This is a genomic window from Natrinema sp. CRL1 (genome assembly GCF_059162405.1).
Window position 1 is genome coordinate 312,765 of record NZ_JBLVOY010000001.1, and the last position, 22,261, is coordinate 335,025.

Sequence of the window (22,261 nt, forward strand, 5' to 3'; positions counted from 1 at the left end):
CTCACGGATTAGCTCACGCCAAAACATAGCGGGAGGTAGATTTGAACCACGCCGTCACCCTCACTTCGTTCGGGTGCCGTCTGGTTCAAACTACCACCGTGCTATACTTGCTGCTCGCATATTTGCTCGCAGCAAAAGTATAGCGGGAGGTAGATTTGAACTACCGGTCTGCGGGTTATGAGCCCGCCGGAATCTCCTGGCTATCCCATCCCGCTATCACATCATACCCGAGTGTGCTAGTTAAGGGTTGTGATTCGGTCGCCGTATGCGGATTTCTACCGCTACTCCTGATGGACTTGCCACGTGTAGAGACTCTCACAGGTGTAGTTGACGAAGAAGCCGACGCCGATCCCGATTACGTTCGCTGCCATGAACCAGACATCGAATCGTTCGGTCAGCACCGTCAGCACCGCGAGGGTTACCAGGAACCCGCCGAATCGAACCGCGTTCGAGCGCAGAAATCGCCGTGCGAGGGGGCGAATCCCGTCCTCGCCGTGGCTCGAGAACGTCCACTGCTCGTTGACCGCGAAGATGACTGCAATGCCGAGTTCCCACGCGATAAGTTTCGCGCCCCCGAGTCCGAGCCCCGTGCGTTGAATCAGCAGAAAGAGGACGGCGTTGTCGACGGTCGCCCCGAGCGTCCCGACGCCGACGAACTGGCTAAACCGCGCCGTCGAGCGGAGCGCACGAATCCGCATTCGAACGGCCTCTGACAGGGACTTGCTCATCGTCGTATTCGATCGCGAGCGTATCGACCACTGCCCGCGGCTTCGGTTTCGCTCTTACGGTTGCTGTATCTGAATGTAATACTTGGTACTGTTCGTAGAGATCCGTTCGACCGGCGGCTGCAGTCAATCAATCACGAGTGCAGAAACGGAACCGTTCGAATGCGAATCGGAGACTCACGTTCGGTCGGTGTGCTCGTGTGCAAACCAGCCGTTAGATCGCCAGATCGCTCTTCGCTCGTACCACTTCGACATCTTCGGCGTCAGCACGGTCGACATCGAGGAAGTGCGGCGTGAAGTTCCGTTTCTCGTAGTCCTCGTACTCGTCCTCGGCACCGACGGTACACCAGAGTTGCACCCGCTCGGGACCGTGATACTCGCCGTTTCTGTTGATCCCGAAACAGACCACCTCCTCCCCTTCGTACCGGATGATCGCCCCGTTTCGAATCCCGGGATCGCCGTGGATGATGAGCTGCTTCATAGCCCACGCTTCACAGGAGAGCGGATTAAACGCTTCGGAGCGAGCGACGGGGCACCCGCCGGAGAGCACCCCAACACGACAGCCGGCGTAAACGACGGCGACGAACCAAACGGGTTTTAAACAGCGCTATCTTAGCCCACGGCAAGTGAGATAACTATGCAGATGCCACGCCGATTCAATACGTACTGCCCGCACTGCAACGAACACCACGAACACGAAGTCGAAAAGTCCCGAACGGGCCGCTCGAGTGGTCTCAAATGGGACGCCCGCCGCACCCGGCGGAGCACCTCGAGCATCGGTAACTCCGGTCGCTTCTCGAAGGTGCCGGTCGGCGAAAAGCCGACGAAGAAGACTGACCTCAAATACCGCTGCAGCGAGTGTGGTAAGGCCCATCTCCGCGAGGGATGGCGTACCGGCCGCCTCGAGTTCCAGGAGTGATTCCAATGGCAGGAAATTTCTACAACGTTCGATGCAGTGACTGCGAGAACGAACAGACCGTCTTCGGCAAGGCCTCCTCGGAGGTCGCCTGCGCCGTCTGCGGGACGACGCTCGTGCGACCGACCGGCGGGAAAGCCGAGATCGAACACGAGATCCTCGAGACAGTCGAGTCACGATGAAGTACAGCGGCTGGCCCGACCCCGGCGAACTCGTCGTCGGCAAGATCGACGAAATCGAAGACTTCGGCGTCTTCGTCGATCTCGAGGAGTACGAGGACAAGCGCGGCCTCATCCACATCTCGGAAGTCGCGAGCGGCTGGATCAAGAACGTTCGCGATCACGTCCGCGAGGGCCAGATCGCCGTCTGTAAGGTCTTAGACGTCGACGAGGAGTCCCAGCAGATCGACCTCTCGCTGAAAGACGTCAACGACCACCAGCGCTCCGACAAGATTCAGGAGTGGAAAAACGAGCAGAAGGCCGACAACTGGATGGAACTCGCCTTCGGCGAGGAGATCGAAGACGAGGACTACACGGCGATCGCCAACGAACTCATCGCCATCCACGGCGGCCTCTACGAGGGTTTCAAACAGGCCGCGATCCACGGCGAGGAAGCCCTCGAGGACACCGACCTCGAGAAAAGCGAGATCGACGCCATCGTCGAGACGGCCCGCGAGAACGTCTCGGTGCCGTACGTCAACGTCACCGGCTACGTCGACCTCGAGAACCCGACCGAGACCGGCGTCGACGGCATCCGCGAGGCGCTTGAAGCCGCCGAGGGCAACGGTGAGGTGCCAGAGGAAGTCGACCTCGAAGTGAGCTACGTCGGCGCACCCGAGTACCGGATCACGGTCCAAGCACCCAACTATAAGACCGCCGAATCCCAGCTCGAGGAGAGTGCACAGCGAGCGGTCGCTGCGATCACGAACCAGGGTGGCTCGGGGCAGTACCACCGCGAGCGCCGGACCGACGACGAATAATGAAATCCGACATCCGGGTCTGCTCGGCGTGGCGCGAGGCCCACGACAGCCCGGTGTATACCCTTTCTGGGACGTGTCCCGACTGCGGTGCCGAGACGGCAAACAGCGCCCCCGCTCCGTTCGATCCGAACGATCCGTATGGCGAGTACCGACGCGCTCTTAAACGTCGCCGCCGCTGATACGGTATGGACGAACTCGAGATCGACGCAGTCGCCGAGGTCGAACTGGACGACCCCGTCCTCGTCGAGGGGCTGCCGGGAGTCGGACACGTCGGCAACCTCGCCGTCGAGCACCTGCTCGAAGAACTCGAGGGAGAGAGCACGCTCGTACGCCGCATCTACTCGCGGGAGTTCCCGCCGCAGGTGAGCATCGAAGACGGCGTCTCGACGCTGACCTGTGCGGAGATGTACGCCGTCGAGGTTCCCGACGGCCGCGACCTCCTCTTGCTGACCGGCGATCATCAGGCCCAGAGCAACGAGGGCCACTACACGCTGACCGACGCCTTCCTCGACGTCGCCGAGGAGTTCGGCGCGACCGAGGTGTACGCGCTCGGCGGCGTTCCGACCGGCGAACTCATCGACGAGTACGCCGTCGTCGGGGCCGTCAGCGACGAGTCGCTCCTCGAGGCGCTCGAGGAGGCTGGCGTCGAGTTCCGCGAAGACGAACCCGCTGGCGGTATCGTCGGCGTCTCCGGGCTCTTGCTCGGACTGGGCGAGCGCCGCGGCTTCGAAGCCACCTGTCTGATGGGCGAGACCAGCGGCTACCTCGTCGACCCCAAAAGCGCCCGCGCAGTCCTCGAGGTGCTCGAGGCGGTCCTCGGATTCGACCTCGACTACGAGTCTTTGGACGAGCGAGCCGACGAGATGGAAGAAGTCATCGGCAAGATCCAAGAGATGGAACAGCAACAGCAGATGGACGTGCCGACCGACGACGATCTGCGGTACATCGGCTAACGGTCTCGTTTTTTTACGTTTCGTCGCGGTCCTTTCGGATTCAGTCACCGTGTTCAGCCAGCAGTGGGTCGGCACTCCGTCGGACGCCGATCTGTGGGGGTTTGTTCGGCGGTCACGCTCTCGAACAGTGATTGAACTTAGACGCTCTCGAGGGCTAGGCGTCTCAGCAGAGATCGGCGGCAGCTACCCCTCGAGCACTTCGTAGGAGACGTCGGCGTCCCGAAGCGCGTCGGTGACCCGGCCCACGGCGTCGGTCGTCGCGACGGCGGTCACCTCGAGGCCGTGGTTGGCGGCGTCGGCCGCGACGTCGCCGACGGCGAAGGTGACGTCGGGATCGGTGCCGGCCTGCCGACAGGCGACGACGGCTTCGACGCCGGCGGCGACGACGATGTCGGCCTCGTCGCAGGCCGCGGTGACGGTGTCGTCGTCGATCGCGCGGCTCCCTCCGGTTCGGATCGAGGGGACTTGGAGGACGGTGACGGTGCCGGGGTCGAGTTCCATGACGCCTTCGAAGCTGGTGACACCCACGTCGGTGCCGGCCGCGGCGTCGGTGGTCGCGATCCCGGTTGCGGGCCCCTCGCTGCCCGGTACGGCGTGGAGGAGGCCGTCCTCGACAGACAGCGAGACGGTTTCGCCTTCCTCGATGTCTTCGGACGCGATATAGGCGTCCTCGCTCATCGCACCCAGTACGTCTCCAGTGACGTGATCTGCGAACCGCCGGACATCGTCTGCGGCCCGAAAGAGCCAGTCGACGCCCTCGCGGGTGACACGATAGCGCGAGCGACCTTCCTTCTCGACGAGCCCGTCGTCGACGAGTTCGCGGATGTATTCGCTGACTGCCTGACTCGTCACGCCGACTTCCCCGGCGATTTCCCCCTGGCTGACCGCGGGCTGGCGCTCGGCGATCTGGACGAGGATCCGAAATCGCGTCGCGGCCCGCTTGTTGTCGAGGACGTCGACCATATGGCTAGCCTTTTCGAGAGCGTTGCAAAAAGGTACGCGGTCGCGTCCGTCGCGGCCGCCGAATGCGCGACTACCGGTCGCCGAATCGACGATCCGTCTCTCCCAATTGGACGACAGTCTCGAGGCGTCAAGTTGATAGCGAGAGAGTTCGTCGGGTTCACGTGAGTATGTCGGCCCTATCAGCGGCGACCGCGGTCCCCGACGCAGTCGTCGATGTCGCGGCGGCGAACCCTGCGACGCTTCTCTTCGCCAGTATCGGTTCGATCGCCCTGTCGGATGCGCTCGCGTGGCTCGCGATCGGCGCGTTCGTCACAGCGATGGTCCTCGAGTGGCTCGATGCTGTCGATCCAGCGCGGTATCTCGCCGCGGGTGCATGGGTCGTCTTCGGCGTCTTCTGGGTCACGCTTACCCCCCACTACTATCTCGAGGTCAAGAGCCCGATCGAGACGCTGTTAACGGTAGCGGCGCTGCCGCTGTGTATCTACACCGGGTACCTGCTCGTGCAGGGTCGCGAATCGTTACTGCTGCTTTCGAAAGCGGTCGCGTTTATGGGCTTGTTCTATCTGCCCGCCGAAACGATTCCAGTCGTCAGGACCTGGCTAATCGAGACGACCGCCACCCAGACACACTTTGGGATGGAGCTTTTGGGCCACACTCCCGGGATCGAGGAAGGTTCGAACGGCTACCAGAGCCGCTTTGCGTTCGATCCCGACGAGACGGTGACCGGTCGGACGACCTACATCATCATGTCCTGTACCGGGATCGGAAGCATGGCCATCTTCGGCGGACTCATCGCGGCGGTCAAGGCACCGCTCAAGCGAAAGATCGCCCCCTTCCTGCTCTCGATCGGCGTCATCTGGTTTCTTAATCTGGTCCGGAACGTCTTCATCGGGCTCGCTTCGCCGTGGGGCTGGTTCCAGCAGGACGCCTTCGTCTACGTCGTCACGGAGTTCATGAGTGCCCCCGCAGACCGGACTTCCTACATCGTCGCCCACAACTTCATCGCCCAGTCGCTGTCGATCGTCGCCCTGCTGGGGATCACCTACCTCGTCGTCCGCATGCTCCCCGAAGTCCTCGAGCCCCTCGAGGACGTGCTCTACATCCTGACGGGCTCCGAGTACGACCTTGCGGACGCGCTCGGACAGGAGATGCGCGCCGACGGCGGTACCGCGTCCGCAGTCGACACCGAATCGGAGCGATGACCGACCCCGACGTCGAGATCGACGTTCCGTTTTCCGTCCGCGAGCGCGCGATTTTCCTGCCCGCAGTCGAGACGCTCGTCCTCGCCGACGTCCACCTCGGCAAGGCGGCCGCCTCGAGCGTCGACGTGCCGATCGACGACGGAAGCGATAGCCTCGAGCGGCTCCGGGGCCACCTCGCGGAAACCACTCCGGAAACGGTCGTCATCGCTGGTGACCTGTTGCACTCGTTTTCGCAAATCCCACACGGCGTGGAGCGCGATCTGGATCGCCTCGCCGACATCGTCGAGGTAGCTGGTGCCGAACTGATCGTCACGCCCGGCAATCACGACGCGCTGCTCGAGGACGTATTCGACGGCGAGACGACCGCCGAGTACGCGGTCGGCGACGGCGAGACGGTGGTCTGTCACGGCCACGAGCGCCCAGACACGGTGGCCGACCGCTATATCGTCGGCCACGACCATCCGGCGCTGTCGATCGAGGGGCACAAACGCCCGTGTTTCCTTTACGGACCCGAACAGTACGAGGGTGCGGACGTGCTCGTGCTCCCGGCGTTTACCCGCCTCGCCGCCGGCTCGACGGTCAATGGGATGTCCAGTCGGGACTTCCAGACGCCGCTCGTCTACAGTCCCGACGCCTTCTATCCCGCGGTCAGGGACGCCGCGAGCGACGAGACGCTCTGGTTCCCGCCGCTGGGGCAGTGTCGACGGCTGCTGTAAGCAGCGGTGTTCCGCAGCGACTGGCGACCGCCTCAAAAATCGAACTCAGGAACCGAGACGTCCGATGGTCGATCGCCCGGCCACGAGAGCCAGCATACCGATGCGAACGCCGGCCGCGTCGCGGAGCATGAACAGGTCCCTGAAGAAGCCGCTGAACGTGATCAGGATCAGCCCGGCGACGATGATCAGGCCGAGAAAGCTAAAGAAGATGATCGCCGCCTGCCGCCCGGTCAACGACGTTCCCTCGAGGAGTTCGTCCAGAGCCATGGCTGTGCTATCTCCGTGTCTCGAGTACGGCGCTCCGGCGCTTAATAGTTCTCCGCCACTCGCGGGACTGTCACGGTATCGTGGTAGTCCGATCCTCCGTCGCCGGTCGATCCGATCGAACGGGACCGACTCGAGTCCACTGCCGCGGAAATCACCGCGACAAGTCCTCGATCACGGCTTTCGCCGCCTCCCGGCCGCTCTCCATCGCACCCTGAATCGACGACCACTGCGTGTAGTCGCCGGCCAAATAGACGGGGCCCGCGGGATCGCGAGCGTCGGGTAGCCGATTGCGGAACCCCGGCGGCTGTTCGAACTGTGCGAACGGCACGCGCTCGGTGTGAAGCGCCTCGAGCGCGCCGAACTCTTGGCCGGGATACCACGACTCGAGGGCCGCCCGCGTCCGGTCGGCCAAAACGTCGTCGCTCTCGTCGGGGACCCCGAGATAGGTCGCGCTGACCAGCGCTTTCCCGTCGGGGGCGTACTCGGGTGCGACCGCGCTGTGGGGCACGACGTGATTCGGACCCCGATCGGTCGCGTTCAACAGGAGCCGCCGTCCGGTCTCGAGGTCGATATCGGCCGGCAGCGCGTAGTACTGGGTGACACAGCCCCGCGCGTCGGTGGGGATCGACTCGACGCCGGTCAACTCGCGAGCGGTCGGCGGATCGGTCGCGACGACCACTGCATCGGCCTCGACGGTTCGCTCCCCAGTCGCAACCGTGACGGAGCCGTCGGGTTCGGAGGGGCCACTGCTCGAGTCGCCGCCGTTTGCCGCGACCGACTCGACATCGACGCCGGTCTCGATCGTGCCGCCGGCCTCGCGAACGCGGGCGCTGAGTTGGGTCGGGATCGCCCCCATGCCGGCGGCCGGAACCACGGTCTCGCCCGCCGCGAGGGTCCGGAACGTGTACTCGAAGACGTGTCTCGAGGTCGAGAGCGACCGGTCGAGCGTGATCCCGCCGTAGAACGGCGCGACGAAGTCCTCGATGAACGGCTCCGAAAACCCACGATCGCGGAGGAAGTCGTCGATCCGGCCGTCGTCGCCGGCGAATAGGGTGTCCGGATCGGCCCGCCGAAGCTCCCACCAGAGTCGGGCGACACGAAGTGCGTCGCCGACAGAGACGAACGGGTTAGACAGCGTTTTTGCGATCGTTCCGGGCTCCCGGAGCGGGTCTGCGAGAACCGATCGCCCCTCGGGCCCGGCGATGGTGGCTCCCGGCGCGAACCGGCGCAACTCGAGCGCCTCGGGATCGAGTTCCCGCCGCACCGCGGGGTAGGCGGTAAAGAGGACCTGAAAGCCGCGATCGAACCGGTAGCCGTCGCGCTCGAGGGTTCGGACGCGGCCGCCGACCCGGTCTCGGCGTTCGAACACCGTCACGTCTGTGCCGCCGGCGGCGAGGTGGCGCGCGGCGACCAGTCCGGCCAGTCCGCCGCCGGCGACGACTACCCGCGGAGTCGACTGCATGGGTGGACATCGACCGGCGGCGGATAAAATCGTCGGGCCACTAATGCAGGTCAGTACGACAGCTGACAAATATGTGGACTCTGACCGGCAGCGTGTCCCCGATCACATTCCGGACGCCTGCCCGCTCGAGCGAACGTTACCGATATGAATTCGGTCGGCAACTCGGTCGCTGACCTCTCTCACTTCCCCGCGACCAATCGAAGCACGATGCCGGCGAGGATCACGGCGACCCCGCCGAGCGCGCTCGCGACCGGTGGAATCGGGAAGAACAGCATCACGATACCGGCGACGATGACGATCGTCGAGAGTTTGACCATGCGATAGCATCGACGGGGCGACACGTAGGTGGCCGGCAAGCATTCACAGTATCAGTGTTGCCGGTCCCGCCGTCGACACCGCGGCCAACGGGTAGACCCCGGATCTGTGCGCGATCGCGTCACCGCTCGCCGTCGTCGACGCGACCGGAAAACGGAGTTCGAAGCGACCGGGAGTCCTCAGTGGACGCCGACGTACGCCTCGCGGACGTACTCGTTGTCGTGGAACTCCGCGGACGTGCCAGCCAGTTCGATCTCGCCGGTTTCGATCAGCGAGAGGCGTTCGGCGTGGCGCAGCGCGAACGTCGAGTTCTGCTCGGCGAGCAGGATCGTCAGCCCCTGTTCGGAGAGTCGCTCGAGCGCGTCACTGATATCCTGGATGATGACCGGTGCGAGCCCGAGAGTCGGTTCGTCGAGCATCAACACGTCGGGGTCGCTCATGAGCGCCCGGCCGACGGCGAGCATCTGCTGTTCGCCGCCGCTCATGGTCTCGGCTTCCTGTTCGCGGCGTTCGTCCAGCCGCGGGAACAGCTCGTAGACCATCGCGAGGTCGTCTTGGACCGCATCGCGCTCATCGCGGAACTGCGCGCCCATCAGCAGGTTCTCGTGAACCGAGAAGTACGGGAACAGATCCCGGTTCTCGGTACAGTAGATCAGGCCGTCCCTGACGATCTGCTGGGGGCTCACGCGGGCGAGGTCCGCCCCGTTGTAGCGGATGGACCCCTCGTACTCGACGAAGCCAGCGATGGCGTTGAGCATCGTCGTCTTCCCGGCCCCGTTGGGCCCGATCACGCCGTAGATTTCGCCCTCATCGATCGACAGCGAGACGCCCTTCAGCGCGTGTGACTTGCCGTAGTAGACGTTGAGGTCGTCGACCTCGAGTATCGGATCTGTCATTAGAGTCCCTCCCCGGCGAGGTATGCTTCTTGTACGTGCTCGTTCTCGGCGATCTCTTTGGGGCTGCCCGACGCGAGGAAGTCGCCGTTATTGAGGACGACGATCCGATCGACGAGCTCCATCAGCCCGCCCATGTTGTGGTCGACCACGATCATCGTCATCCCCTCCTCGCGGAACCCTTCGATCTGATCGGCCAGCTCCGCGATTTCGGCCTGATTCATCCCCGCGAAGGGCTCGTCGAGCAGCATGAGTTCGGGCTCGGTCGCCAGCGATTTGGCGATCTCGAGCCGGCGGACGTCCGCGTGGGGTAGTTCGCTCGGCATTTCGTGGAGTTTGTCCTCGATATCGATGCGGGCGGCGTACTCGTAGATCTCCTCCTCGCTCGCGCCGCCGTAGAACGAGCGGATGCTGTTCGGGAGCGTGAACAGCTTGATGTTGCCCGCCACCGCCATCTCCTGGATCGGGTTCGACTCCTGAGAGACCCGCGAGAGGCCCTTGTTGACGACCTCGTGGGTCGCGTCGTCGGTGATGTCGTCACCGTTGAACGTGATCGAACCGTCGGTGACGTCGTAGAGGCCCATGATGCAGTTGAACACCGTGGACTTGCCCGATCCGTTCGGGCCGATCAGGCCGACGATCTCGCCCTCTTCGACGTCGAAGGAGAAATCATCGACGGCAACCAGCCCGCCGAACTTCTTCGTGAGGCCGTCGACCTCGAGCAGGCTCATCGGTGATCACCTCCCAGACGATCGAGACCGTGCCAGAGCTTGCGGAACACGCCGTCGCGGGCGAACACTAACACGAGCAACACGAGCGCCCAGAAGACCGTCCAGCGGATGGACGATCCGAGGTTGGCGATATCGGTGAGGATGTAATCCCGGAGCACGATAAGGAAGAACGCCCCACCGAGCGGGCCGAGAATCGAACTCATTCCGCCGAGGACGGCGATCGCGATCATTTCGATACTCCGATCGACGACGATGAACGTCGTCGGATCGACGCCGCCGCTGAAGTGGACCAGCAACACGCCGCCGATCCCCATCGGGATCGAACTCAGCGCGAACGAAAATATCTTGAATTTCGTCGCGTTGATCCCGGCGGCGTTGACCGCGGCTTCGTTTTCGCGGATCGACATGAGGATCAGTCCGATGTTCGAGCGAGCGATCAGCGTCAGCACGACCGCGATCAGCAGCATCGGCACGATCATGTAGTAGTACCGAGCGACCGGGTCGTACGTGAAGACCTCCACCGACTGGATCCCCGTTTCACCGCCAGTGTATTGGCTGAAGGAGGGGATCAATCGGTAGAAGATCAACACGGCGACGAACGTGATCAACGAGAAGTACGGGCCGGTCAGCCGGAGCGACGGCAGGGCGACGAGCAACCCGACCACGAGCGCGGCGAGGATCGACACCGGAATCGTGATCATCATCGACAGCTCCGGGTTCACGTTGTGGATGAGCATCGCGGTCGTGTATCCCGCGGCACCCGAGAGGACGGAGTGGCCGAAACTGATGTAGCCGGTGTAGCCGCTCTGGATGTCCCAGCTCATCGCGAAGATCGCCCAGATCGCTGCGACCGTCATCGCTCTGACGAGCCCGAAATTCCCCCAGAACGGCGCCGTCAACAGCGTGGCGGCCGTTCCGAAGATCAACACGAACTGGAGCCCGTTCATTTCACCGAAGTAGTCACCGAACAACCGGTTGTAGACGTCCGCCAGCGGCTGGAGTAACTGATCGATGGGCCCAGTCACGGTGCTCAATCGATCCGTTGCGTTCCTCGTCGCGGCGTTCAACCGATCGGTTGCGCTACTCATGGACGAGCTCCCTCCCGAAGAGACCGTTCGGTTTGAGCAGCAAGATAGCGACGAGGACGACTAACGATAGGACCCCCTGGAAGCTCGGTCCGAGGATCTCGACCGATGCCGTCTCGAGGTAGCCGATGAGGTACGCCGCGATGACGGACCCCTTGATGCTGCCGATCCCGCCGATCACGACGATGATGAACGCGAGTGCGAGCGGGCTGAGCCACATCTGCGGCGACGTCGATTGCAGAGTCCCGATGAACACGCCGGCGATCCCGGCGAACGCGCCGGCGATCAGCCAGGTTCGGGATTTGACCGTCTGCAGGTCGACTCCGGTGAGTTCCGCACCGCGCGTACTCATCGACGTCGCGAGGATCGATCGTCCCTCGTCGGTCTTCGTCACGTAGTACCAGAGGGCCCCGATCGCGATCCACGAGACGACGAACGCCAGCAGCTGGACGTACCGGATCCGGGTTCCCACTGCCTCGAGGTATATCGTCCCCGAGACCACGGGAAGGAGCTGCGACGGCGCGCTGCCGAACTGGATGATGACCAGTTCGGTCAACAGCAACGCGACGACGACCGTCGCGAGGAACGTGATCACGATGTTGTCTTCGATGTATTTGACGAGCCCCGCGTACAGCGCGTAGGATGCAGCGGCTGTGACGACGACCGCGAGGAGGAACCCTGCGAAGGGCGGCAACTCGGCCGACGTGGCTGCGAGGTACGTGAACGCGCCGATCATGATCAAAGCACCGTGTGCGAGGTTCAACACGCCGCCGACGCCGAATATCATGGTGAATCCGATTGCGATCAGCGCATAGACCGCGCTGATCATCGCACCCACCACTAGTATCGAGAGTAATTGCTCTAACATTCCTTCGTGTTCGGCTCAGAGCCACTCTGGGACGACGTGCTCTGCAGTCGCGTTCTGTTCGGGGTAGACGCACTCGACGACGCCGTCGTCCCCGTCCTCGTGCCACTGCGTGATCGGGAAGTTCGAAATGATGCCGTCCTCGTTCCTGGTTTCCATCACGTCGTTCGGGTAGTCCGAATCCTCTCCGTAGAGCGAAATTTCGCCCGCAGCACCGGTGAAATCGGTGTTGAGCATGGCGTCGACGATGGCGTCGAGGTCGCTGTTGTAATCGGTGGTTCCGGCCTCTTCGGCCGCCTCCGCGTAGAAGAGGATCGCGTCGTAGGAGTTGAACCCCATGTACATCGGTTTGCTCGGCGGGTCTTGGCCTTCGCCAGTGAACTCCGCCTCGTAACCCTCGACGAACGGCATCGTCTTGTCGGTTAACTCCGAGACGCCACCGGCACCGGACTGAGACGTCGTTTCGTACAGGCAGGTGCCGTTGGTCGCGCCCCAGAACTCGGGGGACATGCCCGGCACGCTGATCCCTTCGAGGGCGAACGGGTACTCGTTCTGGGCCCAGGTACTGGTGAAGGTTGCCGCACCGCCGTGTGCGATGAACCGCATGACGACGTCGGCGTCTGCGTCGGCAGCGTCGTCGAGGAACGGATTGAAGTTGTCCGTATCGAGTGCCATTCTGTCCTCGTGGACGACGGAGAGATCGCTGTCCTCCTCGATCAGATCGGGGAGAATGTCGCGGAAAGAGCCGGTCCAGGCGGCGTCGTCGGCCAGAATCGAGAAGTTCTCGAACCCGTGGAGGTCGTTGAGGTGGCTCGCGTAGCCGGCCATCCCTTCTGCCTGCAGATCCGAATTGATCGGACCGGTTCGAACGATGTTCTTGTACCGTTCGTAGTCCTGTCCGTGATTTTCGGTAATCGTCGCCGGATCGGCGGAGCCCGTAATGATGAACGGCACGTCTCGCTCTGCGACGTAGTCGATGATTCCCTGGGTAACCTCGCTGACGAAGGTACCAACGAGCAGGTCGACGTTATCGGAATCGACTAGGTTTTGTGTCACCCGCTCGGCCTCCGACGGTGAGCCGCCGGTGTCTTCCGAAAGTAGTTCGACATCCTGTCCCTGGACCCCATCGTTGTCGTCCAGTTCGGCAACCGCGAGCTCCGCACTTCGTTCTGCACCGCGGCCCATCTGGAGCTCCGTCGGGCCGAGGTGGCCGATTTTGAACACGTCGTCGTCACCCCCGCCGCCGACGCCACCCATACACCCGGCGAGCGTCGTCGTCAGCGCACCTGCACTTGCCGCACCGAGAAACGTCCGGCGTCCGACATAATTCTTTCCAGTTCTATTCGATTCGAGAGTATTGTTATCTTCGTTAACCATCGTGTGTCAGTGAGTTACCGGTTCTCATCCATCTCTTTCGATCCCCAGTTAATAAAGATGAGGGATGGTAGCATGGATCTCGACAACAATACACAACTGTAAAGTTTCAGTATGCTGTCAACCAGTCCGGGACTGACTTTCCGACAGAACAGGCCTTCAAAAAACGTCTTCGAGTACAAACGTCTCCTTTTGAAGCCGATACGTTCCGTTTCCGTATTCCACGACACCTTCGTGCCGAAGGTGATCGAGGTGGGCGAACGCCTCACCGGGGCCGTGAACGATGTGGATCCCCTCGAGGTCTCCGAACAGTTCCGCACTAACCGTCCAGGCGTCGGCCGGCCCGCATTCCTCCAGAATTTCGAGGATCGCTTCCGTCCGTTCGCGGTGGTGTTCGAGGATCGTTTCTATCCGCTCGGTCGGCTCCTCGATGGGATCGCGGTGACCGGGCCAGACCCGCTCGTAGTCGCGGTCGGCGAGCCGCCCCAGCGTCGCGACGTACTTCTCGAGCGGGCGCTCGACGCGTACGTCCGCGCCGCCGACGTTCGGCGTGTACACCGGGAGGACGGCGTCGCCGACGAACGCCTCGTCGCCGCCCGCCGTCTCGAAACAGCAAAGGCCGGCCGCGTGCCCCGGCGCGTGGATCGTCTCGAGGGTTCGGCCGCCGACCTCGAGTATCTCTCCGTCCTCGATCAGCGTCGGTTCGGCCGACGGGCCGTCGATCTCGATCGACTCGAGGAAGTCGAGCAGTTCCGCTCGTGCGTCCTCGGGGACGCCCCACTCCTCGAGGCGGTCTCGACGCTGTTCCTCGACGGCGGCGATCGTGTCAGGGTCCTGTGCGACCATCGGGGCGTCAGCCTCGTGGACGTAGACCGTCGCGTCGCTTTCGGCCTGAATCTCGCCGGCCAGTCCGGCGTGATCGACGTGGAAATGTGTGAGAACGATGTCGTCGACGTCGGCGAACTCGTAGCCGCGGTCGGCGAGGCCGTCGCGGAGGTCCTGCCGAACGGGATCGGTGGCGATGCCGGTATCGACGAGCGCGAGTTCACCCGCGTCGTCGTCCGCAAGCACGTACGCGTTGTTTCGGCCCTCGAACTCCTCGTTGCCGAGCGTAATGCGGTCCATGCCGGCTAGGAACATGTCGGCAGTTTATAATTCACGCGGTCGCGGAAGGGGACTGTACCGACCGCGCTGATACTGGCTCCGTCGGTAGTCGCGACTCGGGGCGTGGCGCTGGCTCGAGAATGGGTGAACGAGCGAGAGCCGCCATTCCGAGACGGAAAAGAGACCGCCGAACGCGCCGCTTAGTCCTCGAGTTCGGCTCGCAGAAGCTGGTTGACGTCACCCGGGTCCGCACTGCCGCCGGTCTTTTGCATGACTTGTCCGACCAGGAAGTTGATCGCGCCGTCGTCGCCGCTCTCGTAGTCGTCGACGGCGTCGGGGTTCTCGTCGACAGCTTCGACGACGGCCTGCTGGACCTCGTCCTGGCCGGTCTTGCCCAGTCCTTCCTCGCTGACGACCTCGTCGGGGGTTCGGCCGTCGTCGAGCATCGATCGCAGGACCGTCTCGCGGGCGTTTTTCGCCGTGATTTCGTCTTCGGCGAGGAGTTCGACGAGCCGCTTGATCTCCTCGAGTCGGCCCTCGATTTCGGTGATCTCGATGTCGCGGTAGTTGAGTTCGCCCAGCAGGTTGTCCGCGACCCACGTGGCGGCGAGGTCGGGGTCGAACTCGCCGGCGACGTCCTCGTAGAAGTCCGCGACCTGCTTGGTCGAGGTGAGCTTCGAGGCTGCCTCCTCGCTCAGGCCGTATTCCTCTTGGAACCGCTCGCGGCGAGCGGAGGGGAGTTCCGGAATCGCGATCTCGTCCTTCCAGCCGGAGACCCGCAGCGGCGGCAGGTCGGCCTCCTCGAAGTAGCGGTAGTCCTTCTCTTCTTCTTTCGAGCGCATCGAAACCGTAATCCCGCGGCTCTCGTCCCAGTGACGGGTCTCCTGCTCGACCGCGCGTCCGCGCTGGATCGCGTTCTTCTGGCGGGTCTCCTCGTAGGCCAAGGCCTTCTCCGCGCCCTTGTGACTCGAGATGTTCTTGACCTCGGTTCGGTTGGCCGACTCGAGGGCGTCCATCCCGATCTCGTCGGTGTCGTCGCCGTCGATCTCGTCTTCGGGGATGATCGAGAGATTGGCGTCGATCCGCAGGCTGCCGTCCCGCTCGGCGTCGAAGACGCTCAGGTACTCGAGGACTTCCTCGAGTTCGGCGAGGAACGCCCGGACCTCGCTCGGGCTGCGGAAGTCGGGGGCCGTGACGATCTCCATCAGGGGCGTCCCCGCGCGGTTGTAGTCGACGAGCGTGTAGTCGGCGGAGTCGATCCCGCCACCGCCGCCGACGTGTTGCAGACTACCCGGGTCTTCCTCCAGATGGGCGCGCTCGATCGCGACCGTGCGCCGGGTTCCCTCGACGGAGACCTCGAGTTCGCCGTCGGCACAGATCGGCTCGTCGTACTGGGTGATCTGGAAGTTCTTGGGCAGGTCGGGGTAGTAGTAGTTCTTCCGGTGGAACCGGGTCTCCTCGGGGATGTCGGCGTCGATCGCCTTCCCAATCTTGACGGCGGCCTCGACGGCGGCCTCGTTCAGCACCGGCAGCGCGCCCGGGAGCCCGAGACAGACTGGGCAGACGTTGTCGTTGGGCTCGTCGCTCGGCTCGGTCGAACAGCCACAGAAGATCTTCGTGTCGGTCTCCAGCTGAACGTGGACCTCGAGGCCGATGACGGTCACGAGGTCGCCCTGCTGGACGGTCTGGGCAGTCATTGGAGGGGATTCGGGCCCGTGGGGGTAAAACGTAACGGGACGCGCTCGTTTCGTCGCCGATCGGGTAGTGTGCCACCACACTATATTGATGCCGCGTGCGGTCGTCGATACGTCGGTGCTGTTTGCCGCGAGTTACCGACGAGACGGGGCACACGAAGCCGCACTTCCGATTCTTCGCGGGATCGACGATCAGTCCCTCCCCGAGGCGATCGTCCTCGATTACGTTCTCGCGGAGACGCTCAATGGACTAACGACATACGCCGGTCACGAGCCGGCCGTCGATTTTCTCGGCCGTATAGAAGAAACCGTCAGGTTTCACCTCGTTTCGCTATCAGCGGATACGTTGGCGACGGCGAAATCGCTGTTTCGCCGGCACAGTGGTCTTTCGTTCGTCGACGCTTGCATCGCCGCGTATATGCAAGCCAACGACATCGAATATCTGTACGCGTTCGACGACGATTTCGATCGCATCGACGACATCACTCGGCTCGAGACGGCCACGAATCCATACGATCCGCGTTGACTACCGCGCGTTCTCGAGTTCCTCGAGCGCCTCGGGGTTCTCGATACTGCTCATGTCGCCGAGATCCTCGCCGGTGTAGGTTGCCTGAATGGCTCGGCGGATGATCTTGCCCGACTGGGTCTTTGGGAACTCCTCGACGAATAGCACCTCGCGCGGGCGGAACGGTTTGCCCAACTCCTCGCCGACCTGTGCCCGCAGTTCCTCGCGGAGGTCGTCTGACTCCGCGACGCCGTCCTCGAGGACGACGTAGGCGACGACGGCGGTGCCGGTGGTATCGTCGGGCGCGCCGATGGCGGCGGCCTGGTTGACCGCCTCGTGGTCGATGAGCGCGCCTTCGACCTCCGCCGGGCCGACCTTGCGGCCGGCGACGTTGAGTGCGTCGTCGGCCCGGCCGTGGAGGAACCAGAACCCGTCCTCGTCTTTCTGTGCCCAGTCGCCGTGGTCCCACAGCGGCGGCTCCTCGAAGGTCGACCAGTACTCCTCGAGGTAGCGCTCGTCGCCCGACCACAGCGACTTGGTCATCGAGGGACAGGAGTCCCGCGCGACGAGGTAGCCGCGTTCGTTGTCCTCTTTGACGGAGCTGCCCTCGCGGTCGACAACATCGATATCCATGCCGAGGCCCGGGCCACCGAGCGTACAGGGTTTGAGCGGTTCGGTCGGCATCGGCATTAGGAAGCAGCCACAGATTTCGGTGCCCCCGGAGATGTTGATGATCGGGGCGTCGCCATCGCCGACGTGCTCGTGGAACCAGTGCCAGGACTCGGGGTCCCACGGCTCGCCGGTCGAGCCCAGAATTCGAAGCGAGGAGAGGTCGTGGCCGGAGAGCCACTCGTCCCCGTGCTTGCGCAGCGCCCGAATGGCGGTCGGCGAGATGCCGAACTGGGTGAGCTTGTGGCGGTCGATCATCTCCCAGAAGCGGTCCGGGTCGGGGTAGTCCGGCGCGCCCTCGTACATGAAGACGGTGCCGCCGAACGTGTGGGTCCCGATCAAGCTCCACGGCCCCATCATCCAGCCGATGTCCGAGACCCAGAAAAAGCGGTCCGCGGGCTTGAGATCCATCCCGAAGTAGACCTCCTTTGGACACTGGACCTGCACCCCCGCGTGGGTGTGGACGATTCCCTTCGGTTTTCCGGTCGTCCCCGAGGAGTACAGCAGCATCGACTCCTGACTCGAGTCGAGCGATTTCGTTTCGTAGTCGTCGTCGCTCCCTTCGACGGCGTCGGCCCACCACTCGTCGCGGTCGTCGTCCCACGGAATCTCGTTCTCGTTCGTGGCGGTGCTCGAGCCCAGCCGGTCGAAGACGATCGTGTGTTCGACGTGGCCCGCCTCTTCGATGGCCTCGTCGGCCGCAGACTTCAGAAAGACCGGGTCACCGCGGCGGTAGAAGCCGTCACCGGTAAAGAGGATCGAACACTCCGAGTCCGCGATCCGGGTCGCAGCCGCGTCGACGCCGAAGCCCGAAAAGATCGGCACCGCGATCGCGCCGACCTTGAAACAGCCATAGAGGATCGAGACGACTTCGGGCACCATCGGCATGTAGAGGCCGACAGTGTCGCCCGTGCCAACATCCCGCTGCTCGAGCGCGTTTGCGACCTGATTCGCCTGCCGGTAGAGTTCGTGATACGTGATTTCGCGAACGTCGCCGTCCTCGCCCTCCCAGATGGTTGCGACTTTGTTCCGGCGCTCCGCGTCGACCGCGGCGTGGCGATCCACGACATTGTGGGCGATGTTGAGTTCGCCGCCGGGGTACCAGTCGGTGAACTGCGGTCCCTCGCTATTGTCCCGGATTTCGTCGTAGTCCTCGTAGAACTCGATCCCGAGATAGTTGACCAGTTCGTCCCAGAACCAGTCGACGCCGCTCTCGGGTTCGCCCTCGAGGTCGGTCGTCGTCCGCTCGATCAGTGCCTCGTAGTCGTCGATTCCGTACGCCCGCATGAACTCGAAGACGTTCGTCGACTCGACGAACTCCTGACTCGGCTCGTGGGCGATTTCGTCGATGTCCTCGAGGCTGGGGCTGGTGTTCCCGGACATTGTTACTCGTAGGTTATGGTCATGCCACCATCAAACAACAGGTCGCCGCCGTCGAGGTGTCGTCCCAGCTCGGAGAAGCCGAGTAGGAAGAGGTTCGCGACGTCGATGGGTTCCATCATCTCTTTGACGCGGGACTGGCCGAGCATGACGTCTTCGATCACCTCGTCGACCGAGATGCCGCGCTGTTCGGCGGTGTCCTCTAATTGGGCGGTCACGAGCGGCGTCTTCACGTAGCCGGTGCTGAGCGAGAACGCCCGAATCTTTCCCTCGCCCTCGGCGGCGATCGACTGGGTCAGCCCGCGGAGCCCGAACTTCGAGACGTTGTAGGCGACCTTGTCGCTGGTGACGTAGTGGCCGTGGACCGACGCCATGTTGCCGACACAGCCCTCGCCGTCGTCGGTCTCCCGGAAGTGGGGAATACAGAGCTTCGAGAGATATAGCGGTGCCCGGAGCATGATGCTGTGCATCAGGTCGTAGGTCTCCATCGGAAACTCGTCGATGGGGTCGATGTGTTGCATCCCCGCGACGTTCGCGAGGTACTTGAGATCGCCCAGCGCGGCGGCCTCGTCGACGATCCGCTCGAGGTCGTCGTCCTCGGTTAGATCGCCGGGAACCGACTCGATCGGCCCCTCGAGACCGAGCTCCTCGCCGCGGCCGATCGTCCCCGCAAGGCCGTCCTCGTCGACGTCGGTGGCTGCGACGGTGAGGCCGTTGCCGGCGGCGGCCAGCGCGGTCGCCCGGCCGATGCCCGAGGCCGCGCCGGTCACGAGACAGACGTTGCGCTCGGTAAAGGAGTCGTCGGGGAAGCGGTATATTTCCTCAGCAGAGACGGTGGGTGCTGTGACCTGATCTTGAACCATTGTACACAGTTCATTGTTATCGAGGACCATCCTAAAACATCGCCATTAACATATCAACGACGACTGATCGAACGACGATACGGTGTGTAGTTTTCGGAGCAATTGATCGAACGATTATCACTGATGTAATCCCAGAACTACGTGCTCATCACCACAGTAATCGACTAGCGAGAGTGAATAATAGCAACTATTAAGACCTTGTATGGCAGTCATTCTCTTCCTAGCGATGATCGACCTCGATATCGATATGCGGCAGTACGATTGTCCGTTCATCGACACGACGGACGACGTCGACATCGCCTTCTCGGCCGTCCAGTGGCAACTCGATACTGACGCCGAGCGACTCGAGACGCGACTCATCGCGGAGGGGGACTCGAGGGACGCGCTCGAGGACGGGCTTCGAGCGCTCCGAACCCACTCGAACATGACGGACTGTTATATCCTCTCTAAGCGCGACACCGTCGCCGAAATCGGCACGAAAATCGAGGTGACCAACGCCATGCAGACGATTCAACGGAACGGGGGCTACATCACCGGTCCGTTTCAGATCGAGAACGGTCGGGAACGGTGGCACATCGGGTTCGACGCCGACGAAGACGAGGATCGGACCCTCGCCGAACTCGAGCGCCACAACGAGTTCAGCGTCGAGGACCGCGACCAGTTCGGCCCGTCGAGACTGTTCGATCTCTTGGAGAACGCCGAGAGCGCGATGGAACTGCTCGAGGGCTGCCGGTCGCTGACCGAGACCGAACGCGAAACGTTCGCAGTCGCGTTCCGGCACGGGTACTACGAGACGCCCCGCGGGACGACGCTCGACGACCTCGCGGATCACTTCGATATCTCGAAGACGGCCGTTTCGATGAACTTGCGCCGGAGCGAGCGCAAAGTGCTCCAGTCGGCGCTGGGCGTGCTCGAGCGGATGGACGACGACCAGTTCTGAGCGAGACGACGAACCCGTCTGCTCCGCTGCTTCAGTCGTACTGCGATCGATTACTCGATACTAAACGCCAGTAAGAGCACTGCGAGCCGCCGAACGGAAACGCAGCGCGGCGACGCCGCTCACTCCCCGCCGCCCTGCATGAGCATCTGGATCTCCTCGTCGGAAGAGAGGGCCTTGGGGTCGCCGCTGTCGACGATCTCGCCGCGTTCGATTACGTACATTCGGTCGACGATCTCCGGGACGTGGCTCGCGTTCGATTCGGCGATCAACACCGAGATGTCCCGATCGATGATCTCGCGGATGTAGGACTTGACGTTCTCGACGACGACCGGCGCGAGCCCCTCGAGCGGCTCATCGAGGATGAGTAAGTCCGGCCGGAGCGCGAGCGCTCGGCCGATCGCGGTCATCTTTCCCTGCCCGCCGCTCAAGTTCTGCACTTCGGCGTCACGCCGCCCCTCGAGCTCCTCGAAGAGATCGAAGACGTCCTCGACCACGGTGTCCTCGTCGTCGATGCCGCGTGCCTCCCCGGCGGTCCAGATCGGGAGCCGAAAGTTCTCCTCGACGGTCATCCCGGTAAAGAGGTCGCGGCTCTCCGGCTGGTAGCCGATCCCCCGCTTGGGGATCAGTTCGGGCCGCATGTCGAGCAGTTCCTCGCCGCGCAGCCTGATCGACCCGTTCGCGACCGGTGTGAGCCCCATAATCGACCGGAACGTCGACGTCTTTCCGGCACCGTTGCGGCCGACGAGCGCGACGGCTTCGCCCTCGTTGACTTCGAGGTCGATGCCGTGAGTGACCTCGAACCCCTCGACGGTCGCCGTGAGGTTCGAGACCTCGAGCAGCGGGTCGGACCCACCGGGGCCGGCGTCGGAGCCGGGACCGAGCGTGCTCATTCGTCCACCCCCAGCAGGACGCGCCGGAGTTCCGAGTCGGTCTCGAGCAGGGAGGGATCGCCCTCGCGGAAGACCGCCCCCTCGTGGAGGACCACGAGGCGGTCGGCGTACTCCTTGACGAGGTCCATGTCGTGTTCGATCGTCACGGTCGTCACCCCGTCGGCCTCGCTGGCCTCGACGATGGTCTCGATGACGTACTCCTTCTCGCGGGTCGCGACGCCGGCCGTCGGCTCGTCGAGCAGCAGGTACGTCGGATCGAGCCCGAACGACATCGCTACGTCCAGCAGTTTGCGGTCCCCGTGGGGCAGCGTCTCCGCCACCTCGTGCTGGACATCGGTCAGGCGGAACTGCTCGAGGAGCCCGTCGATTTCGGCCTCGACTTCCTCGTGGCCGTCGTCGACCGATCGCATGCTCAGCGTCTTGTCGTAGCGCGAGAGGACCGCGACGCGGAGGTTCTCGCGGACGGTCATCTCCTCGAAGACGTGGACGATCTGGAAGCTCCTGACGAGCCCCTGTCTAACCCGCTCTTCGGGGGCCATCCCGGTGATATCGTCTTCGCCGGGAGCGCCGTTCTCTTCGCCGTGGACGACGACCGACCCCTGATCCGGCTCGAGGAGCCCGGTCAACAGGTTGATCAGCGTCGTCTTGCCGGCCCCGTTGGGGCCGACGATGAACACCATCTCGCCGTCGGTCTTTCCGAACTCGAGCGAGACGTCGTCCGTAGCGCGCAGTTCGCCGAACTCCTTGCGTAGGTTTCGTGCTTCGAGCAT

26 protein-coding genes and 1 tRNA gene are annotated in these 22,261 nt (G+C 63.4%); 9 read left to right on the forward strand and 18 right to left on the reverse strand.

Going from position 1 to position 22,261, the window contains the following annotated elements:
• Positions 1 to 140: 140 nt before the first annotated feature.
• The 3 genes from ACJYUO_RS01690 to ACJYUO_RS01700 all read right to left on the reverse strand — a co-directional run bounded on the left by ACJYUO_RS01690 (position 141) and on the right by ACJYUO_RS01700 (position 1,206).
• A tRNA-Met gene (locus ACJYUO_RS01690) sits at positions 141 to 215 on the reverse strand.
• Between the two features lie 66 nt (positions 216 to 281).
• The gene (locus tag ACJYUO_RS01695) at positions 282 to 728 is read right to left on the reverse strand and encodes a GtrA family protein (protein ID WP_494343686.1); all 447 of its coding nucleotides are present in this window, start codon (positions 726 to 728) and stop codon (positions 282 to 284) included.
• A gap of 211 nt (positions 729 to 939) precedes the next feature.
• Entirely contained in the window at positions 940 to 1,206 is a 267-nt protein-coding gene (locus ACJYUO_RS01700) for an HAH_0734 family protein (protein ID WP_494343687.1), read from the reverse strand.
• 156 nt (positions 1,207 to 1,362) lie between these two features.
• On the opposite strand from ACJYUO_RS01700, the gene ACJYUO_RS01705 reads away from it, so the two are divergent.
• The 5 genes from ACJYUO_RS01705 to ACJYUO_RS01725 are packed head-to-tail and all read left to right on the forward strand — an operon-like array spanning position 1,363 to position 3,573.
• Complete coding sequence (locus ACJYUO_RS01705; protein ID WP_006429374.1) at positions 1,363 to 1,644, forward strand: 50S ribosomal protein L44e; 282 nt, start codon at positions 1,363 to 1,365, stop codon at positions 1,642 to 1,644.
• Positions 1,645 to 1,649: 5 nt separating this feature from the next.
• Positions 1,650 to 1,823, forward strand: coding sequence for a 30S ribosomal protein S27e (locus ACJYUO_RS01710; RefSeq protein WP_006429375.1), 174 nt, complete (start codon positions 1,650 to 1,652; stop codon positions 1,821 to 1,823).
• Complete coding sequence (locus tag ACJYUO_RS01715) at positions 1,820 to 2,620, forward strand: translation initiation factor IF-2 subunit alpha (RefSeq protein WP_494343688.1); 801 nt, start codon at positions 1,820 to 1,822, stop codon at positions 2,618 to 2,620. Before ACJYUO_RS01710 ends, ACJYUO_RS01715 begins: the two co-directional genes overlap by 4 nt.
• Positions 2,620 to 2,799 (forward strand): RNA-protein complex protein Nop10, encoded by a 180-nt coding sequence (locus ACJYUO_RS01720; protein ID WP_006429377.1) that lies wholly within the window; start codon positions 2,620 to 2,622, stop codon positions 2,797 to 2,799. The genes ACJYUO_RS01715 and ACJYUO_RS01720 overlap by 1 nt, the downstream gene beginning before the upstream one ends.
• A gap of 6 nt (positions 2,800 to 2,805) precedes the next feature.
• Entirely contained in the window at positions 2,806 to 3,573 is a 768-nt protein-coding gene (locus tag ACJYUO_RS01725; protein WP_494343689.1) for a proteasome assembly chaperone family protein, read from the forward strand.
• A 183-nt stretch (positions 3,574 to 3,756) separates the two neighbouring features.
• On the opposite strand, the gene ACJYUO_RS01730 is transcribed toward ACJYUO_RS01725, so the two are convergent.
• Positions 3,757 to 4,536: a DUF7839 domain-containing protein gene (locus ACJYUO_RS01730; protein ID WP_494343690.1), complete on the reverse strand. Its 780-nt coding sequence runs from the start codon at positions 4,534 to 4,536 to the stop codon at positions 3,757 to 3,759.
• Between the two features lie 167 nt (positions 4,537 to 4,703).
• On the opposite strand from ACJYUO_RS01730, the gene artA reads away from it, so the two are divergent.
• Together artA and ACJYUO_RS01740 are read left to right on the forward strand one after the other, a co-directional pair.
• Positions 4,704 to 5,738, forward strand: coding sequence for an archaeosortase A (artA, locus tag ACJYUO_RS01735; RefSeq protein ID WP_494343691.1), 1,035 nt, complete (start codon positions 4,704 to 4,706; stop codon positions 5,736 to 5,738).
• Positions 5,735 to 6,454 (forward strand): metallophosphoesterase, encoded by a 720-nt coding sequence (locus tag ACJYUO_RS01740; RefSeq protein ID WP_494343692.1) that lies wholly within the window; start codon positions 5,735 to 5,737, stop codon positions 6,452 to 6,454. Before artA ends, ACJYUO_RS01740 begins: the two co-directional genes overlap by 4 nt.
• Positions 6,455 to 6,499: 45 nt before the next feature.
• On the opposite strand, the gene ACJYUO_RS01745 is transcribed toward ACJYUO_RS01740, so the two are convergent.
• From ACJYUO_RS01745 to gatB, 10 genes are all read right to left on the reverse strand, one after another.
• A complete protein-coding gene (locus ACJYUO_RS01745) occupies positions 6,500 to 6,721 on the reverse strand; it encodes a hypothetical protein (protein ID WP_494343693.1) in 222 nt (73 codons plus the stop codon).
• A gap of 151 nt (positions 6,722 to 6,872) precedes the next feature.
• Entirely contained in the window at positions 6,873 to 8,183 is a 1,311-nt protein-coding gene (locus ACJYUO_RS01750) for an NAD(P)/FAD-dependent oxidoreductase (protein WP_494343694.1), read from the reverse strand.
• Between the two features lie 179 nt (positions 8,184 to 8,362).
• Positions 8,363 to 8,500, reverse strand: a complete 138-nt coding sequence (locus ACJYUO_RS01755) for a hypothetical protein (protein ID WP_006429386.1) — start codon at positions 8,498 to 8,500, stop codon at positions 8,363 to 8,365.
• A 177-nt stretch (positions 8,501 to 8,677) separates the two neighbouring features.
• Positions 8,678 to 9,394, reverse strand: a complete 717-nt coding sequence (locus ACJYUO_RS01760; RefSeq protein WP_494343695.1) for an ABC transporter ATP-binding protein — start codon at positions 9,392 to 9,394, stop codon at positions 8,678 to 8,680.
• Positions 9,394 to 10,122, reverse strand: a complete 729-nt coding sequence (locus ACJYUO_RS01765) for an ABC transporter ATP-binding protein (RefSeq protein WP_494343696.1) — start codon at positions 10,120 to 10,122, stop codon at positions 9,394 to 9,396. Before ACJYUO_RS01765 ends, ACJYUO_RS01760 begins: the two co-directional genes overlap by 1 nt.
• A complete protein-coding gene (locus ACJYUO_RS01770) occupies positions 10,119 to 11,210 on the reverse strand; it encodes a branched-chain amino acid ABC transporter permease (protein ID WP_494343697.1) in 1,092 nt (363 codons plus the stop codon). Before ACJYUO_RS01770 ends, ACJYUO_RS01765 begins: the two co-directional genes overlap by 4 nt.
• A complete protein-coding gene (locus ACJYUO_RS01775) occupies positions 11,203 to 12,075 on the reverse strand; it encodes a branched-chain amino acid ABC transporter permease (protein WP_494343698.1) in 873 nt (290 codons plus the stop codon). Before ACJYUO_RS01775 ends, ACJYUO_RS01770 begins: the two co-directional genes overlap by 8 nt.
• 15 nt (positions 12,076 to 12,090) lie before the next feature.
• Positions 12,091 to 13,449, reverse strand: coding sequence for an ABC transporter substrate-binding protein (locus tag ACJYUO_RS01780; RefSeq protein ID WP_494343699.1), 1,359 nt, complete (start codon positions 13,447 to 13,449; stop codon positions 12,091 to 12,093).
• A gap of 156 nt (positions 13,450 to 13,605) precedes the next feature.
• The gene (locus ACJYUO_RS01785) at positions 13,606 to 14,571 is read right to left on the reverse strand and encodes an MBL fold metallo-hydrolase (RefSeq protein ID WP_494343700.1); all 966 of its coding nucleotides are present in this window, start codon (positions 14,569 to 14,571) and stop codon (positions 13,606 to 13,608) included.
• A gap of 179 nt (positions 14,572 to 14,750) precedes the next feature.
• A complete protein-coding gene (gene gatB / locus ACJYUO_RS01790) occupies positions 14,751 to 16,247 on the reverse strand; it encodes an Asp-tRNA(Asn)/Glu-tRNA(Gln) amidotransferase subunit GatB (protein ID WP_494343701.1) in 1,497 nt (498 codons plus the stop codon).
• Between the two features lie 88 nt (positions 16,248 to 16,335).
• Between gatB and ACJYUO_RS01795 the strand changes: the two genes are divergently transcribed.
• Entirely contained in the window at positions 16,336 to 16,770 is a 435-nt protein-coding gene (locus ACJYUO_RS01795; protein ID WP_494343702.1) for a type II toxin-antitoxin system VapC family toxin, read from the forward strand.
• Here the strand turns inward: ACJYUO_RS01795 and ACJYUO_RS01800 are convergent, their stop codons facing one another.
• Positions 16,771 to 18,801: an AMP-binding protein gene (locus tag ACJYUO_RS01800; protein ID WP_494343703.1), complete on the reverse strand. Its 2,031-nt coding sequence runs from the start codon at positions 18,799 to 18,801 to the stop codon at positions 16,771 to 16,773.
• Between the two features lie 2 nt (positions 18,802 to 18,803).
• A complete protein-coding gene (locus ACJYUO_RS01805) occupies positions 18,804 to 19,661 on the reverse strand; it encodes an SDR family oxidoreductase (RefSeq protein WP_494343704.1) in 858 nt (285 codons plus the stop codon).
• A gap of 226 nt (positions 19,662 to 19,887) precedes the next feature.
• Here ACJYUO_RS01805 and ACJYUO_RS01810 point away from each other — a divergent pair, with 226 nt between their 5' ends.
• Entirely contained in the window at positions 19,888 to 20,601 is a 714-nt protein-coding gene (locus ACJYUO_RS01810; RefSeq protein WP_494344420.1) for a helix-turn-helix domain-containing protein, read from the forward strand.
• Positions 20,602 to 20,720: 119 nt separating this feature from the next.
• Here ACJYUO_RS01810 and ACJYUO_RS01815 read toward each other — a convergent pair whose 3' ends face one another.
• Both ACJYUO_RS01815 and ACJYUO_RS01820 read right to left on the reverse strand, forming a co-directional pair.
• Positions 20,721 to 21,491 carry an ABC transporter ATP-binding protein gene (locus tag ACJYUO_RS01815; RefSeq protein WP_494343705.1) on the reverse strand — a complete coding sequence of 257 codons (771 nt, stop codon included), beginning with the start codon at positions 21,489 to 21,491 and terminating at the stop codon, positions 20,721 to 20,723.
• On the reverse strand, positions 21,488 to 22,261 hold the full coding sequence (locus ACJYUO_RS01820) for an ABC transporter ATP-binding protein (RefSeq protein ID WP_494343706.1): 774 nt from the start codon (positions 22,259 to 22,261) through the stop codon (positions 21,488 to 21,490). The genes ACJYUO_RS01815 and ACJYUO_RS01820 overlap by 4 nt, the downstream gene beginning before the upstream one ends.